Origin of the sequence: Streptomyces wedmorensis (assembly GCF_000716445.1) — a bacterium.
Taxonomy (GTDB): Bacteria; Actinomycetota; Actinomycetes; order Streptomycetales; family Streptomycetaceae; genus Streptomyces; species Streptomyces wedmorensis.
In genome coordinates this window covers 1-14,128 of record NZ_JNWK01000014.1, presented here as the reverse complement: position 1 = coordinate 14,128, position 14,128 = coordinate 1, and the positions used below count along the sequence as shown (strand labels likewise).

General features: G+C 71.9%; 14 protein-coding genes. 4 read left to right on the top strand and 10 right to left on the bottom strand.

Translation table 11 applies throughout. The annotated features are described in order from the left end of the window. The first annotated feature begins 6 nt into the window (after positions 1 to 6). The 4 genes from OO54_RS13660 (at position 7) to OO54_RS13645 (ending at position 3,321) form a co-directional block, all read left to right on the top strand. Complete coding sequence (locus OO54_RS13660) at positions 7 to 1,437, top strand: phosphotransferase (RefSeq protein ID WP_234439275.1); 1,431 nt, start codon at positions 7 to 9, stop codon at positions 1,435 to 1,437. Continuing rightward, positions 1,434 to 2,075, top strand: a complete 642-nt coding sequence (locus OO54_RS13655; protein ID WP_063738279.1) for an NUDIX domain-containing protein — start codon at positions 1,434 to 1,436, stop codon at positions 2,073 to 2,075. Before OO54_RS13660 ends, OO54_RS13655 begins: the two co-directional genes overlap by 4 nt. A 99-nt stretch (positions 2,076 to 2,174) precedes the next feature. Next, positions 2,175 to 2,912, top strand: a complete 738-nt coding sequence (locus tag OO54_RS13650; protein ID WP_051786946.1) for an aspartate/glutamate racemase family protein — start codon at positions 2,175 to 2,177, stop codon at positions 2,910 to 2,912. Between the two features lie 67 nt (positions 2,913 to 2,979). Continuing rightward, complete coding sequence (locus OO54_RS13645) at positions 2,980 to 3,321, top strand: thioredoxin family protein (protein ID WP_033203134.1); 342 nt, start codon at positions 2,980 to 2,982, stop codon at positions 3,319 to 3,321. A 102-nt stretch (positions 3,322 to 3,423) separates the two neighbouring features. On the opposite strand, the gene OO54_RS13640 is transcribed toward OO54_RS13645, so the two are convergent. The 10 genes from OO54_RS13640 to OO54_RS42405 all read right to left on the bottom strand — a co-directional run. Then, positions 3,424 to 4,362: a collagenase gene (locus tag OO54_RS13640; RefSeq protein ID WP_051786924.1), complete on the bottom strand. Its 939-nt coding sequence runs from the start codon at positions 4,360 to 4,362 to the stop codon at positions 3,424 to 3,426. Between the two features lie 134 nt (positions 4,363 to 4,496). Next, positions 4,497 to 5,873 carry an alkaline phosphatase family protein gene (locus OO54_RS13635; RefSeq protein ID WP_033203133.1) on the bottom strand — a complete coding sequence of 459 codons (1,377 nt, stop codon included), beginning with the start codon at positions 5,871 to 5,873 and terminating at the stop codon, positions 4,497 to 4,499. Continuing rightward, on the bottom strand, positions 5,870 to 7,120 hold the full coding sequence (eboE, locus tag OO54_RS13630; RefSeq protein WP_051786923.1) for a metabolite traffic protein EboE: 1,251 nt from the start codon (positions 7,118 to 7,120) through the stop codon (positions 5,870 to 5,872). The genes OO54_RS13635 and eboE overlap by 4 nt, the downstream gene beginning before the upstream one ends. Next, positions 7,120 to 7,977 carry a TatD family hydrolase gene (locus OO54_RS13625; RefSeq protein ID WP_033203132.1) on the bottom strand — a complete coding sequence of 286 codons (858 nt, stop codon included), beginning with the start codon at positions 7,975 to 7,977 and terminating at the stop codon, positions 7,120 to 7,122. The genes eboE and OO54_RS13625 overlap by 1 nt, the downstream gene beginning before the upstream one ends. Beyond that, positions 7,964 to 9,367: an EboA domain-containing protein gene (locus OO54_RS48770; protein WP_051786922.1), complete on the bottom strand. Its 1,404-nt coding sequence runs from the start codon at positions 9,365 to 9,367 to the stop codon at positions 7,964 to 7,966. The genes OO54_RS13625 and OO54_RS48770 overlap by 14 nt, the downstream gene beginning before the upstream one ends. Beyond that, positions 9,364 to 10,362, bottom strand: a complete 999-nt coding sequence (locus OO54_RS13615; RefSeq protein WP_157856475.1) for an SCO3242 family prenyltransferase — start codon at positions 10,360 to 10,362, stop codon at positions 9,364 to 9,366. The genes OO54_RS48770 and OO54_RS13615 overlap by 4 nt, the downstream gene beginning before the upstream one ends. Next, on the bottom strand, positions 10,359 to 11,543 hold the full coding sequence (locus OO54_RS13610) for an inositol-3-phosphate synthase (RefSeq protein WP_033203131.1): 1,185 nt from the start codon (positions 11,541 to 11,543) through the stop codon (positions 10,359 to 10,361). Before OO54_RS13610 ends, OO54_RS13615 begins: the two co-directional genes overlap by 4 nt. Continuing rightward, on the bottom strand, positions 11,536 to 12,567 hold the full coding sequence (locus OO54_RS13605; RefSeq protein WP_033203130.1) for a sugar phosphate isomerase/epimerase family protein: 1,032 nt from the start codon (positions 12,565 to 12,567) through the stop codon (positions 11,536 to 11,538). The genes OO54_RS13610 and OO54_RS13605 overlap by 8 nt, the downstream gene beginning before the upstream one ends. Before the next feature lie 113 nt (positions 12,568 to 12,680). Beyond that, a complete protein-coding gene (locus OO54_RS41515) occupies positions 12,681 to 13,925 on the bottom strand; it encodes an RICIN domain-containing protein (protein ID WP_051786921.1) in 1,245 nt (414 codons plus the stop codon). Further along, a partial coding sequence (locus OO54_RS42405) for a hypothetical protein (RefSeq protein WP_157856474.1) occupies positions 13,886 to 14,128 on the bottom strand: 243 nt, incomplete at its 5' end. The genes OO54_RS41515 and OO54_RS42405, both read right to left, overlap by 40 nt.

Below are 14,128 nucleotides of genomic sequence, written 5' to 3'. Positions count from 1 at the left end.
GTTCCGGTGGACGTGCACTTGATCGCCGTACGGGACGGGGAGCGAGGGCCGGAGGTGTTGTTGTCGCGGCGGGCCGGTGAGGTGTACGCGGCCGGTCTGTGGCATGCGCCGTCGGGGCACGTGGAGCGGGAGACCGTCGTCGACGCCGTCGTACGCGAGACGTTCGAGGAGACCGGTCTCGTGGTGGATCCGGCCGATGTGCGGGCGGCCGTCACGGTGCACCATCGGCCGCCCGGCGGGCGGGAACGGGTCGGGTTCTTCTTCGAGGTCCGTCGCTGGCGGGGCACGCCGCGGATCGCGGAACCGGACAAGTGCGACGCGATGGGGTGGTTTCCGTTCGGTGCGCTGCCGGAGCCGATGGTCGCGTACTGCCGGGCCGGCCTCGACGCCTATCGGGCCGGTGCTCCTGTCGCCTTGCATTTCCAGGAGCCCGACGATCCGATCGCCTACGAGCCTCGTCTCGACCGGAGGTGCCTCGTCCCGGCTCCGGGGGGCGAGAAGCAGGTGCCGGAGCTGGTGCCGCAGCGGGTACCGGAGCAGGTTCCGGAACCGGGGGTACGGGACTTCGCCGAGCGCGCCGCGGGCCGGATCGCCGCGTGGGCGGATGTGTCGTGGTCGCGCGAGAACAGCCGCGTCTGGCGGATCGAAGGCGTCGGCGGCGGTCTGTGGTTCGTCAAGGTCCACCAGAACGACAGGTTCCACCGTCGGGAGACGGCCGCGCTGCGTGGGTGGGTCCCGCGGCTGGGCAGCTCGGGGCCCCGGCTCGTGGCGGCCGACGCGGAGCTCCGGGCGGTCGTGGTGAGCGCCGTCCAGGGGCGGTCGCTCCACGGGGCTGTGCTGACCGTCGCCGAGGAGGGAGAGGTGTTCCGGTCGATCGGCGCGCTCGCGGCGCGTATCCATGCGAGTCCGCTGCCGTCCCCCGATGCCGATGTGCCGTTGCCGACGGGGCCGTACGACCGGTCGGAACGACATCTCGCGGCCGCTCGGCCGTTGCTCGAACCCGGGGAGGAGGAGTGCGTTCGCTCGGCCGTCGCCGCGGCGCGGGAGTCGCCACCGCTGGAGCAGGTGGTGACGCATGGCGACCTCCAGTTGCGGAACCTCCTGCTCGCGGATGACGGCGCCGTGCGCTTCATCGACGTCGAGCGCAGTGAACCCCACTCCCGTGTACGGGACTTCGTCCGGCTCCTCGGCTGCTTCGACGGCCGTGCCGATCTCGCCGAGGCGTTCCTCGGCGGCTACGGCCGCCCGCTCACCGGCGTCGAGGAGACGCATCTGGTGGCGAGTGCGGCGCTGGACGCGGTCTCCGGTATCGCCTTCGGGACCCGGGCCGGGGACCCTGAGCTGGTCGAGCGCGGCCGCCGCACTCTGGTCCGTCTGCGGACCCGTGACGACGTCTGGCCCTTTTCCAGCCGTGTGCAAGGAGGTCTGCCGCGATGAGAAGCGAGTTCCTCCCGCCCGAGGAGTACGCGGCGCTGCTGCCGAAGGCGAGTGTGTCCGGCTCGTTGTTCTTCACCGACATGGACGTTCGGCCCGTGCAGCTGCACGCGGTCTACAGCGCCGTGCATCCCTGGCAGCTGCCCGGCGGGACCGCGGAGGACGGCGAGCGACCGTGGGAGACGGCGGTGCGGGAGACCGAGGAGGAGACGGGGTTGCTGGTGTCCGGGCCGCCGCGTCTCCTGGCGGCCGTGTTCGGGCTGCCCGGCGCGTCGTGGCCGCTCGCGACGGTCGGCTTCGTCTTCGACGGGGGACGGCTGACCGACCGGCAGATCGCGAGTTTCACGCTCGCCCCTGACGAGCACGACGAGGTGCGGGTCCTGCCGCTGGACGAGTGGCGGGCACTGATGCCGGTGCGGGACTTCGCCCGGCTGACCGCCTTCGCGGAGGCGCGCCGGTCAGGGGTGGCGGCCTACGTCGGCGACTGGGACTGGGATCCCGAGACGAGCACGCCCGCACCCGCACCCACGCCCACGCCCACCTCCACCTCCACCTCCACCTCCACCTCCACCTCCACCTCCACCTCCACCTCCACATCCACATCCACATCCACATCCACATCCACAGGATCCTCCAAGTGAGGCTTATGCCGGACTGCCTGGCATGCTGAATGCCTTATGGGTGCGCGTCCGGTGGCCTACCTGGGCATGCCGGCGGGAGTCGAGGCGAGGGGCGTGGCGGTGAAGACGATCGGGCTGATCGGCGGGATGAGCTGGGAGTCGACGGCGGAGTACTACCGGCTGGTGAACGAGTTCACGCGCGATCGGCTCGGGGGGCTGCATTCGGCGCGGTGTGTGCTCTATTCGGTGGACTTCGCGGAGATCGAGCGGTTGCAGGTCCAGGGGCGGTGGGCGGAGGCCGGGGACGTGTTGGCCGCGGCTGCGCGGGCGCTGGAGGCGGCGGGGGCGGACATGGTGCTGATCTGCACCAACACCATGCACAAGGTGGCCGACCGGGTCGAGGAGGCGGTTTCCGTCCCGCTGCTCCACCTGGCGGATGCCACCGCGGAGGCGGTGCGTGCGTCGGGACTGCGCCGGGTCGGCCTGCTGGGGACGGCGTTCACGATGGAGCAGGACTTCTACCGGGGTCGCCTTGAGGCCTGCGGGCTGGAGGTGCTCGTCCCGGATGCCGCGGGGCGGAAGGCCGTTCACCAGGTGATCTACGAGGAGCTGTGCCTGGGCATCGTGCGGGAGGAGTCACGCGCGGCGTACCGGGAGATCATCGCGGACCTGGTCGCGGGCGGCGCGGAGGGCGTCGTTCTGGGCTGCACCGAGATCGAGCTGCTCATCGATGCCGGGGACAGTCCCGTGCCCGTCTTTCCCACCGCGCGTCTCCATGCCGAGGCCGCCGTGAACGCTGCGTTGTCCGGGTGGTCCCAGGAGGACGGTCCACAGCAGGGTCGGCGCAGTGCTCCGTGACGGGCTGGGCGTACCTCACGGGAGATGATGGGCGTGGACAGCGAGAAACGTGAGGTCAGGAGCTTCCATGGCAGCAAAGCGGGTTCACCAGCCCCGTGAGGACGCCGAGTTCGATTTCATCCTCAGGGTGAGCGAGGGCCCGGTCCTGGCGTACTTCACCGGAAGCTGGCCGAAGGCGGTCGAGCCCAGCCGGGTGATGGACCTCGTCATGGGTGGCATCGCCGACGAGTACGCGGGCCGTCTGACGGCCGTCCGCGTCGACATCACGCGTCATCCGGTGGCGACCGAGCGGTACGGGATCACCGGGGCCACGTCCTACGTACTGCTGAGGGGCGGCGAGGCGGTGACCCAGGGGACGGGGCCGGCGAGCACCGTCGAGGTCCGGGAGTTCCTGGAGCAGCACCTCTGAACCCGCCCGTTCGTCGGAGGACGAAGTCCCGCCCGAACACGAGAGGGCGGGACTTCGTCATTCCGGATGGCACCGAGCGGGCCCCGGCGGCGGGCGTACGGGTCAGGCGCCCGCGGCCACGGCGTCCAGCCAGGTGTTCCAGTCGGCCTCGTAGTCGAGTGCGGTGAGGTGGGAGCGCGCGGCGGCCCAGTTTCCGGTGCGGTAGTGGCCGAGGACGGTGGCGACGTCGGCGGGGTGCCGCTCGACCATGTAGCGGGCGGCGAGGTAGCCCCAGTTGTAGGTGCGGTTGACGTCGCTGTTGGCGTAGGTGGTGTCGAAGAGGGTGCGCAGCGAGTAGGTGTGCTTGCCGGCTTCGGCGACGGCCTTGTCGTAGATGAGGCCGCGGTAGGAGTAGGAGACGTATTCGGCGATGCCCTCGCCCCACCAGACGGTGGGGGTGGTCTGGCTGGCGCCGAAGTCGCCGTACAGGTCGAAGCGGCCGTCGAGGTAGTGGGTGTACTCGTGGTTGAGGTTCCAGATCTGCCAGCCGGGGCTCACGTCGGTGCGCTCGTAGCATATGAAGCGGGGCTGGTTTCCGGTCTTGGCGGGGTCTCCCTCCAGGTACATGCCGCCGTTGTCGGTGTCGATGCCGTAGATCCTGCCCGCGTACGCCTTGTAGTCGGCGCTGGAGTTGAAGACGTCGACCTCCAGGGTGGTGTTGCGGTCGTTCGCGACGGGCCCGGAGTCCTTGACGACGCCGTGGAAGTAGGCGTCCTGGTTGGCCAGGCTCGCGCAGGTCGCCGCCAGTTGGGTGAACGTCATCTCCTGGGCGCGTATGCGCAGCGACGGGCTGCAGTCGTGGACGATCGGCAGGATGCGTGATTCCAGCTTGCCGCCGGTGGCGCCGGTCGCCCCGGGAGCGCCCTTGGCGGTGCCGTGGGCCGGGCGCTGACCGGGGTCGGCGAAGGCGTGGTCCGGCTTGGGGTCGGCCGGGGCCGCGTGGGCGGGGGTGGCCGCGAAGGCGGCGATGAGCAGGGCGGTGACGAGCGCCTTGGTGCGCAAAGTGCACTCCTGGGGAAGGGAGTAGTGGTCCCGTCGGCGACGGGCTGCGCAGTAAAATGGCACATGTCACATGTCTTTTCAATACTGTTCACAGGGGTCGGTGAGTGGGGGGCCGTCGGTGGGGTGGCCGTCGCTCAGGTCGCCGGTGCTTCGCCCAGGCAGGAGAGCAGGAGCTGCTTGACCTCGGTGGCGTGGAAGCGGTCGCGGGCGTGCGCGGGGCTGGAGCACAGCAGGAGGGGGCCGTCGTCGGGGTCGTCGGGGAGTCGGCCGTGACTTCCTCTGACGCAGGAGGGGTCGGTCGGTACGACGGAGACGGCGGTGCGGATGCCCAGTCTCACCTTGGCCAGGGTCATGGCGGCCTTGGCCATGACCAGGGGGTCGGCCGGGTCGAAGAACAGTTCGGCCGGGTCGTAGCCGGGCTTGCGGTGGATCTCGACGCCGCGGGCGAAGTCCGGGGCGTGGTCGTCGTCGAGCCAGTAGTAGTAGGTGAACCAGCTGTCGGCGGCGGCGAGGGCGACGAGTTCTCCGGATCGCGCGTGCCGCAGGCCGGCCTTCAGCTGGTCGTCCCCGTCCAGGACCTGCTCGATGCCCTCGGTCCGGAGGAGCAGGTCCCGCACCCATGGGAGGTCCTCGGGGTCGGGCACGTAGACGTGGGCCAGCTGGTGGTCGGGGGTCGCGAAGGCGCGGGAGGTCCAGGGGTCGAGGTATTCCATGCCCTGCTGGGTGTACACGTTCAGCAGGCCCGCGCGGCGGAGGACGCGGTTGATGTCGACGGGTCGCCGCACCTCGGTGATGCCGTATTCGCTGAGTGCCACCAAGGTGCTTCCCCGCGCTGCGAGGGTCGCGAGGAGGGGGGCAAGGGCACGGTCGAGTTCGCGTGCCGCGGTGCGTGCCTGGGGCGACTTCGGGCCGTGTCGTTGGAGGTCGTAGTCGAGGTGGGGGACGTACACGAGGGTGAGGTCCGGGTCGTGGTCCGCGAGGACGCGCCGGGTGGCGTCGATGATCCACCGGGAGGAGGCGATGCCGGCCTTCGGGCCCCAGTAGTCGAACAGCGGGAAGGGTCCGAGTTCGGCCGTGAGGGAGTCGCGCAGCCCGGCCGGGACCGTGTAGCAGTCGGGGGACTTGCGTCCGTCGTAGTGGTAGACGGGGCGCGGGGTGACGGTGATGTCGACGTCGGCGCCCATGGCGTACCACCAGCAGATGTTGGCGACCTTGAGGCCGGGGCGGGTGCGGCGGGCCGTCTGCCAGACCTTCTCGCCGTGGACGAGGGCGTGGTGCTGGCGCCAGAAGGCGACCTCGCCCATGTCACGGTCGTACCAGCCGTTTCCGACGATGCCGTGTTCGGTGGGGAGTTCACCGGTCAGGAAGGTGGACTGGACCGAGCAGGTGACCGCGGGGAGGATCGTGTCCAGTCCGGCGGTGAAGCCCTGGGCTACGGCGGCCCGCAGGTGGGGCATGTCGGCGAGGGTGCGGGGCGTGAGGCCCACGACGTTCAGGACGACGACGCTCATGGGGTGCTCCCGTTCGGTCGGAGTTCGTGTTCCCGGTCGGGCTGTCCCGTTCCGGGGCCGGAGGAGTCGGGGGCCGGCCGTCCTGCGACCGGCCGGGAGAGGCCCAGGTCGAGGAGCTCGCGGCGCGTCCATTCCAGTTCCGCGGCGATGCCCGCGGCGAGACCGGCGCTGCCGTGCGGCGGTTCGGGCAGCACCGACCAGGTGTAGGTCTCCGTCTCGAGGTGCCGCGTGACGGGGTGTTCGGTGTGCAGCAGCGCGGCGAGCGCGCTGCGCAGGACGGGCCGGGTCGAGGTCAGCGGGGGGACCGGGTCGGCGTGTACGGGGATGTGGAAGTGGGTGCGCCAGGGGCTGCCGGTGGCGAGGGCCGCCGGTCCCGTGAGTGCTTCCGGCACGTCGTCCGTGCCTCTGGCGGGCCTCCCGTCCCTGCGTGTCTGGTGGAGGAAGCGGGGTTCCGCGAAGGCCGCGAGTGCGGCGCGGGTCGCGGGGTCCGCCGGATCCTCGGCGTGCAGGGCGCAGGAGATCTGCGCCTTGACCACGGGGATCCCGGCGCCGGCCAGCCGGTCCAGGGCTTCCTTCGGCGTCTCGAAGGCGACGGCGAGGTGGCAGATGTCCAGGCAGAGGCCGAAGTACCGCGGGTCCAGGTCCGACAGGTACCGCACGGCGTCGCCGGTGGTCTCCACGAGGCAGCCGGGTTCCGGCTCGAACGCGACCCGTACGGTGCGTCCGGTCAGCTGGTGGAGCCGGGCGAGTTCCTCGCCGAGACGGCCGATCTGCCGGCCGGCCAGGTCCAGGTGGTGCGGTTGCCAGTGGGCGCGCCATCCGAGCGGGAGGGTGGAGATCGTGCCCTCCCCCACGTCGTCGGGGAGAAGCCCGGCGAGCACGTGCGCGAGGTTCGCGGTGTAGCGGCGGCGCTCCGGGGAGGTCCAGTCCGGACGGTAGACGGCGTGCTTGACGACGGGCCGGTGGAAGCCTCCGTAGGGGAAGCCGTTGAGGGTGACGACCTCCAGGCCGCGTGCGGTGAGCTCGTCGCGGAGCCTGAGGGTCAGGCCGGCGTCGGCGGCCAGGGCGGCGGCCACCTCGTGGGCGAGCCAGAGCCCGATGTTCAGGACCGGTTCGTCGAGGCGCTCGCGTACGGGCAGGGCGTAGGTGTCGAGTTGGGCGAGGATGCCGTCGAGGTCCTCGGCGGGATGCACGTTGGTGCAGTAGCCGAGGTGGACGAGTTCACCGCCGGGGTGGCGCAGTCGCATCAGCTGCCGCCCCGCCGGATCGAGTTTCCGGCGAACGACTCCTCGTGCGCGGGGTGTTCGGCGTCGTCCAGGACGAGCCGGCCGCTCTGGCCGTAGAACTCGACCGGATTGCGCCAGAGGACCTGGTCGACGTCGTCCTCGGTGAAGCCGGCGTCGAGCATGGCGAGGGCGGTCGCGTGGGTGCGCAGCGGGTCGCTGTGGCCCCAGTCGGCCGCCGAGTTCACGAGGACGCGGCGGGTGCCGTGCTCCTTGAGGATGGTGACCATGCGGTCCGGGTCCATCTTGGTGTCGGGGTAGACGGAGAAGCCCATCCAGCAGCCGGACGCGGCGACGATCGGGGCGGTGACCTCGTTGAGGTGGTCGACCGCGACGTGGGCGGGGTCGATGCCGTCGGCGTGGACGAGTTCGAGGGTGCGGGCGGTGCCGGCGGCCTTGTCGCGGTGCGGGGTGTGCACGAGGGCGGGCAGGCCGTGTTCGCGGGCGAGTGCGAGCTGCCGTGTGAAGGCGTGCTCCTCCGCGTCGGTCATCGCGTCGAAGCCGATCTCGCCGACGGCGACGACGTTGTCCTTGACGAGGTACCTGGGCAGGTCGTCGAGGACGGGGAGACAGCGGGGGTCGTTGGCCTCCTTGGGGTTGAGCGCGAGGGCGCAGAAGTGCCGGATGCCGTACTCGGCGGCGCGGTACGGCTCCCAGCCGAGGAGCGAGTCGAAGTAGTCGTGGAAGCTGCCGGGAGAGGTGCGCGGCTGGCCGAGCCAGAACGCGGGTTCGACCACGGCCCGGACGCCGGCGGCGCGCATGGCGCGGTAGTCGTCGGTGGTGCGGGAGGTCATGTGGATGTGGGGGTCAAAGATGCGCATGTCGCTCTCCGGTGTCGTGCAGGTCGAGCTGGGTCAGGAGGTCGTCGGGGACGGGTCGGCCGGCGGCGAGGCGCTCGGCGGCGAAGGCGTGGAACATGCGGACGAGTTCGGGGTCGGTGCGCCTGGAGAGGCCCGCGACGGCGTCCAGCGGAATGTTCATGAAGACGCACTTCAGGACGGCCTGGCGCCACGCGGGCTGGTCGAGGTGCCGGGCCGTGTACGGGCCGACGGCGGCCGTGACGAGGCGGATGTCGTTGGTCCGCAGGGCGTCGGCGATCAGCGGCAGTGCCGCGGGGCCGAGGTCGCCGTCCCGGTCGAGCGGCGCGAGGGCGCGGAGCACCGCGAGGCGTTCGGCCGTGTCCCCCTGCCGGTACAGCCGTTCGAGGGCCGTGATCCGTTCCGGCGCGGAACCGGGCAGGGCTTGGAGCAGTTGGACGCGGACGGCTTCCCCGGCTTCGGTACCGGCGTGGCGGGCCGCGATGGGGAACAGCGTGGTCAGGGAGCGCGGATCGGCCCGTACGCGCTGGACCGCCTCGGCCGTCCAGGGCAGCGCCGAGGCGGCCCGGAGGGCGTCGAGCGAACGGGCGGCGGTCCGGGGGCCGCTGTGACCGTGCCGGGGCAGTTCGACGGACACGAGGCCGCGGTAGCCGACCTCGGTCAGCGCGGCCAGGACGGGCGGGAAGTCGATCTCGCCGTCGCCGAACTCCAGGTGCTCGTGGACGCCGCGGCGCATGTCCTCGATCTGGACGTTGACCAGCCAGGGCGCGGCCCGCCGTACGCATTCGGCCGGCGGGAAGGGTTCGAGGCACTGGCAGTGCCCGATGTCGAGGGTCAGTCCGAAGACGTCCGGGTCGCCGAGGGCGTGGCGCAGGCGCTCGTAGCCGTCCAGGTCCGCGACCAGCATGCCCGGTTCCGGTTCGAATCCGAGCCGGACGCCGACGAGGCCCGCGGTCTCGACGACCGTGGCGCATCCCTCCTGGAGGTGCTTGAAGGCCTCGTCGTGGTCCATGCCGGGTTCGGGGACGCCACTCCAGAAGGAGACCGCCTCGGCCTCCAGGTCGGCGGCGATCCCGACGGCCCGGCGCAGGAAGCCGAGTCTGCGCGCGCGTCCCTCCGGTTCGCTGTCGAGCAGGGTGGGGGCGTGCTTGCGCCAGGGGTCGAGCACATAGCGCCCTCCGGTCTCCACCACGACGCCGAGGCCGAGCGCGGTCAGCCTGCGCCGGGTCCTGGCGAGCCGGCGGCTCAGGCCGGAGGTGTACGGGTCCAGGTGGCCACGGTCCAGGGTGAGGGCCACTCCGGTGTACCCGAGGCCGGCGATCACCTCCAGGGCCTCGTCGAGGCGGTGGTCCCCGAGCCCGTTGGTGCCGTATCCGAATCGCAGTGCGGTCATGTCGGGGACACCTTCCGGGACAGGCGCTTGGCCAGGGGGTACGCGGCGAGGAGCGTCAGCGCGGCGCGGACGGAACCGCCGCGTGCTGTCAGGGCCGCCTGGAGCGGGATCATGGCGTGGATCCCGGCGCCCACCGCGCGCTTCAGGCGGGTGGCGTCGGGGTGGACGGTCGCGGTCAGCTGTGCGGATCCGGCCGCCAGGACGTAGCCGCCGAGCAGCACGGTCGACGTGGCCCGCCGGACGGGGCCGGCGGTCGCCGGGGTGAGTGCGGCGGCGACCAGGCCGACCGCGCCGGTGGCCGCGAGCGCGCCGGCGGGCAGGGAGGCGCCGGCGCCGAGGGTCTCCTTGCGGCTCACGGCCGTGACCGCGTACGTGTGCCCGGCGAGGAGGGCGGCCGGGGCGAGGGCTCGTCGTGCTCCGCGGGCCCCCGCGCCCATCAGGACGTCGAGGCCCCGGGCCGCGGCCATCGCGGCGGGCCCGTACGGCGTGTTCTTGAGGGACAGGTCGTAGGCCCACACGGTGGCCGCGAGGGGCGCGGCGACCGCCAGGCTGTCCCGGCCGTCGGCCGCCGCCGCGGCGAGCCCCGCGCCGGTGAGCGCGGCGGCGGTGGCGAGGGCGGTGCGGGGGCTGATCCGGCCGGACGGCAGGGGGCGGTGCGGGCGTTCCTCGGCGTCCACCTCCCGGTCCGCGTAGTCGTTGAGCGCCATGCCCGCCCAGTAGAGGCAGGTGGAGGCGAACGCGAGCCGCACCGTCCGTCCCGGTGCGGCATGCCGGCCGCTCGCGGCGGCGCCCGCGAGGGTGTCGCCGAGCACGGTGAGCGCCGCGGGGGCCCGTACGAGCTCCAGCAGGGTCCGGGCCCTGGTCGCGATCCCGGCACTGGCACCGGCACCGGCGCCGGTCATGGTCCCGGGTCCCTCCCCGATCGCGGCGCCGGTCTCGGTCCCGGGCTCCCCGGCCCCGATCCCCGCGCCGGTCACGGCCGCGGCGGCCGTCATCGCCCGTCTCCGCTGTACCAGGCCCGGAGCGTCTCGAACTGGGTGACCAGTCGGTGTTCGGCCGGTGATCCGTCGGCGCGGACGGGGTCCTTGAAGAAGAAGGAGAGCTGTTCCTGGGGCCCGGTGGCGCCGTCGCCGCGGGCGCGGGCCAGGAAGCGGGCGAGGTCGAGGACGAGGGGTGCGGCGAGCGCCGAGTCGACGCCCTGCCAGGTGAACTGGAGGGTCATCGGGGTGCCGAGGAACCCCTCGAAGGCGATGTGGTCCCACGCCGTCTTCAGCTCACCCATGCTCGGCACGTAGTCGATGTGGGTGAGGCCTTCCACCTGGTCGCCGAGGATGGCGGTCAGGCCGCTGCGCTTGGAGGTGTTCTTGCTGAGGGCCGCCTCGGGGTCGGCGAGGGTCGCGCCGTCGCCGCCGCCGAGCAGGTTGGTGCCGGACCAGGACCGCACCCGCAGGCCGCGGTGGGCGAACATCGGCCCCAGGGCCGTACGCACCAGGGTTTCGCCGGTCTTGCCGTCGCTGCCCGCGTAGGGCAGTCCTCGCAGTGCGGCGAGTTCGCGCAGGGCGGGGAGGCGGATGCCGGGCGAGGGGGTGAAGTCCACGTATCCGCAGTCGGCCCGCAGGGCCGCGTAGGCGTACAGGGAGCTCGTGGGGAGGACGTGGGGGGTGTCGGCCAGGGCCGCCTCCAGGGCGGTGAGGCCGTCGTGGGCGGGGTGGGGTGCGGCCGGGGGTTCGGTGGAGGAGACGTTGACGACCACGACCTGGTCGAGACCGTGACGGTCACGGAACGAGACGATGTCCGCGGTGAGCGCCTCGGCCGCCTCCCGCTGGGGCCGGTCCGGAGCCGGACGGGCTCCGGGACGGATCTCCCGGTCGGCGGCCCGGAGCGCCGCCTCTACGCCGGAGAGGAGGGCCGGCGGGAACACTCCGGCCGCCGCCAGCTGCTCGGCGCGCTTGGGCAGGGGCGTGTCGGTCACGTCGTGGCCGCCGAAGACCAGCCCGTCGACCGGCGGCAGTCCGGCGTCCGTGAATTCGTCCAGCTCGGCGACCATGCCGACGGGCGGCACCAGTCCCGCTCCGACCGCGGCGGCGCCGGCGACGGCCGTCGTCGCCACCGAGCCGCGGGCGCCGACGAACCAGACGCCGGTGCGCCCGGGTTCACGCGTGGGGGTCTCACTCATGGCTGGTTCCTTCCTTCGGGTCCTGGGTGGCGAAAGCGGCGTCGAAGGACGCGGCGGGGGGCCTCGTCTCGGCGAGGCGGCGGATGAACCCGACCGCTTCGGCGGCGCCGTCCAGGCGGTCCATCCCGGCGTCCTCCCACTCGACGGACACCGGACCCTCGTAGCCGATGGCGTTGAGCGCCCGGAAGCAGTCCTCCCAGGGGACGTCCCCGCGGCCGGTGGAGACGAAGTCCCAGCCCCGGCGGGGGTCGCCCCAGGGCAGGTGGGAGGAGAGGCGGCCGCGGCGGCCGTCGCCGACACGGACGCGGGTGTCCTTGCAGTCCACGTGGTAGATCCGGTGCGCGAACTCCAGGAGGAAGTCGGCGGGGTCGATGTCCTGCCACACCATGTGGGACGGATCCCAGTTCAGGCCGAACGAAGAGCGGTGGCCGATGGCCTCGAGGGTCTTCCGGGTCGTCCAGTAGTCGTAGGCGATCTCGCTCGGGTGGACCTCCAGCGCGAACCGGACGCCCTGCTCCTCGAAGACGTCGAGAACGGGGTTCCAGCGTTCGGCGAAGTCGCGGTAGCCGGCCTCGATCATGCCGGGGGTGGCGGGCGGGAACATGGCGACGGTGTGCCAGATCGCGGAGCCGGTGAACCCGACGACGGTGTCGACGCCGAGGAGCGCCGCCGCCCTGGCGGTGTCGGCCATCTCGCGGGCGGCGTTGCGGCGTACCGTCTCGGGGTCGTCGGACCACAGGCGCGCCGGCAGGATCGCCCGGTGGCGTTCGTCGATCGGGTGGTCGCAGACGGCCTGGCCGACGAGGTGGTTGGAGATCGCCCACACCGACAGTCCGTGCCGGTCGAGGACCTCGCGCTTGCGTCGTACGTAGTCGGGGTCGTCGAGTGCGCGGTCGACTTCGAAGTGGTCGCCCCAGCAGGCGATCTCGAGGCCGTCGTAGCCCCATTGCGCGGCGAGTCGGCAGACCTCGTCGAACGGCAGGTCGGCCCACTGCCCGGTGAAGAGGGTGATCGGACGTGTCATGGCGTATCCACCTCGGATGTCGAAGGGGGTGAGGGGTGGGGGGTTCGAGGTGCTGAGGGCCCGGTGCCCGCCCTCGGTCAGGTGGGGGCGGGCACCGGGTGTCGGGAGGGGGCTCAGCCGACCTGGCCGAACCTCCACTTCTGGCTGGCCGCGGTCGTGCTGCAGGTCGACTGGACCAGCTGCACGTCGTCCGCGGTGGACGCCTGCGGGATGTTCAGGCACTTGTTGCTGAGGACCGAGACGATCCGGTAGTTGCCGAGCCCGGCCGACACGAGCTTCCACTTCTGGTCGGACGCGCCGGCGACGCACGCCGACTGCTGGACGTTGGCGGCGGTCTTCGACGCCAGGTCCAGGCACTTGTTGCTGTGCTGCGCGGTGAGGGTGTAGGCGCCGTTACCCGCGTCGGTCAGCTGCCACTGCTGGTTGGTGCCGCCGTTCGCCGTCCACTGGATGACGGCCGCGCCGTCGGCGGTCGACCCGTTCCGCACGTCCACGCGCTTGCCGCTGTGGGCGCTGGTCACGGTGTACTTGTTACCGCTCTGCGGAGGGGTCCAGCCCGTACCGGGAGCGTTGAAGACGAGCGCGTCCACGTCGAACGAGTCGGCGGTCGGGGCGTTGAAGACCGCGTACACGGTCTGGGTGCCGCCGGGGTCGGTGACCGCGACGGGGTCGAGGTTGACGTAGTTGTCCCATCCGCCGGTGGACGGGACGGGGCTGGTGGCGATCAGCGCGCCGGTCGGCGAGCCGGCCCGGAGCTCGATGGAGCCGCCCGTGCTGGAGGGAGCCGAGACCCGGAAGGTCACGGACTCGACGCCGGCCAGGTTCAGGGGCTTGAACGAGATCCAGTCACCGTTCGAGATGTCACCGATGCGCTTGCCGTTCTCGGCGCCGCTCTGCTCGACGACCCGGACCCCGGACTTGCCGGTGAAGTACTCGGCCTGCTTGTGGCGGGGCTGGAGCACGATGGAGGTGGTGCCCTGCAGACCGCCGTTGTCGGTGTAGTCGGCCGACAGCACGAGGTAGGTGTTGGCGGTGGCGTCGTGACCCGAGGCGCCGGTGGTGATGGTCCCGGAGCAGCCGGTGTACTGGCCGGTGTCGTGGCTGTGGCTGTCGTGGCCGAGCGCGGCGGTCACGACGACCCGGGAGCAGTCGACGGCCCCGTCCTCGGGGTCGGTCACGCTGATCTGGTAGGTGATGGTGTCGCCGTAGTCGATGAAGCGACCGTTGGCGGGGGAGGTGAAGGTGACCGTGGGGCGGGTGTTGCCGACGATGATCGGCACGTTCACGCCGGCCGACTTGCCACCGCTGTCGGTGACCGTCATTTGGGCCGAGTAGGTGCCGTTGGCGGTGTAGGCCATTCGGCGACGTACATCGCGCCGTCCGGGCCGAACTTCATGTCGATCGGCGAGCGCAGGCCGAGCTCGGCGACGAAGGGGTTGATCTTCAGGAGGTCGCCCGCCGCGTCGAGGCGGAACTCCTTGATGAAGTTGCGGCTCCACTCATAGAAGAACGGCGTCTTGTCGTAGTACTCGGGGAACTTGCGCTCGGAGGTGCTGGCCGC

Bases quoted from the DNA above. Each gene is read 5' to 3' on its own strand.
- OO54_RS13635 (WP_033203133.1), bottom strand. From the start codon at position 5,873: ATGAGCGTCGTCGTCCTGAACGTCGTGGGCCTCACGCCCCGCACCCTC.
- OO54_RS13615 (WP_157856475.1), bottom strand. From the start codon at position 10,362: ATGACGGCCGCCGCGGCCGTGACCGGCGCGGGGATCGGGGCCGGGGAG.
- OO54_RS13605 (WP_033203130.1), bottom strand. From the start codon at position 12,567: ATGACACGTCCGATCACCCTCTTCACCGGGCAGTGGGCCGACCTGCCG.
- eboE (WP_051786923.1), bottom strand. From the start codon at position 7,120: ATGCGACTGCGCCACCCCGGCGGTGAACTCGTCCACCTCGGCTACTGC.
- OO54_RS13645 (WP_033203134.1), top strand. From the start codon at position 2,980: ATGGCAGCAAAGCGGGTTCACCAGCCCCGTGAGGACGCCGAGTTCGAT.
- OO54_RS13655 (WP_063738279.1), top strand. From the start codon at position 1,434: ATGAGAAGCGAGTTCCTCCCGCCCGAGGAGTACGCGGCGCTGCTGCCG.
- OO54_RS13625 (WP_033203132.1), bottom strand. From the start codon at position 7,977: ATGCGCATCTTTGACCCCCACATCCACATGACCTCCCGCACCACCGAC.
- OO54_RS13610 (WP_033203131.1), bottom strand. From the start codon at position 11,543: ATGAGTGAGACCCCCACGCGTGAACCCGGGCGCACCGGCGTCTGGTTC.
- OO54_RS48770 (WP_051786922.1), bottom strand. From the start codon at position 9,367: ATGACCGCACTGCGATTCGGATACGGCACCAACGGGCTCGGGGACCAC.
- OO54_RS41515 (WP_051786921.1), bottom strand. From the start codon at position 13,925: ATGGCCTACACCGCCAACGGCACCTACTCGGCCCAAATGACGGTCACC.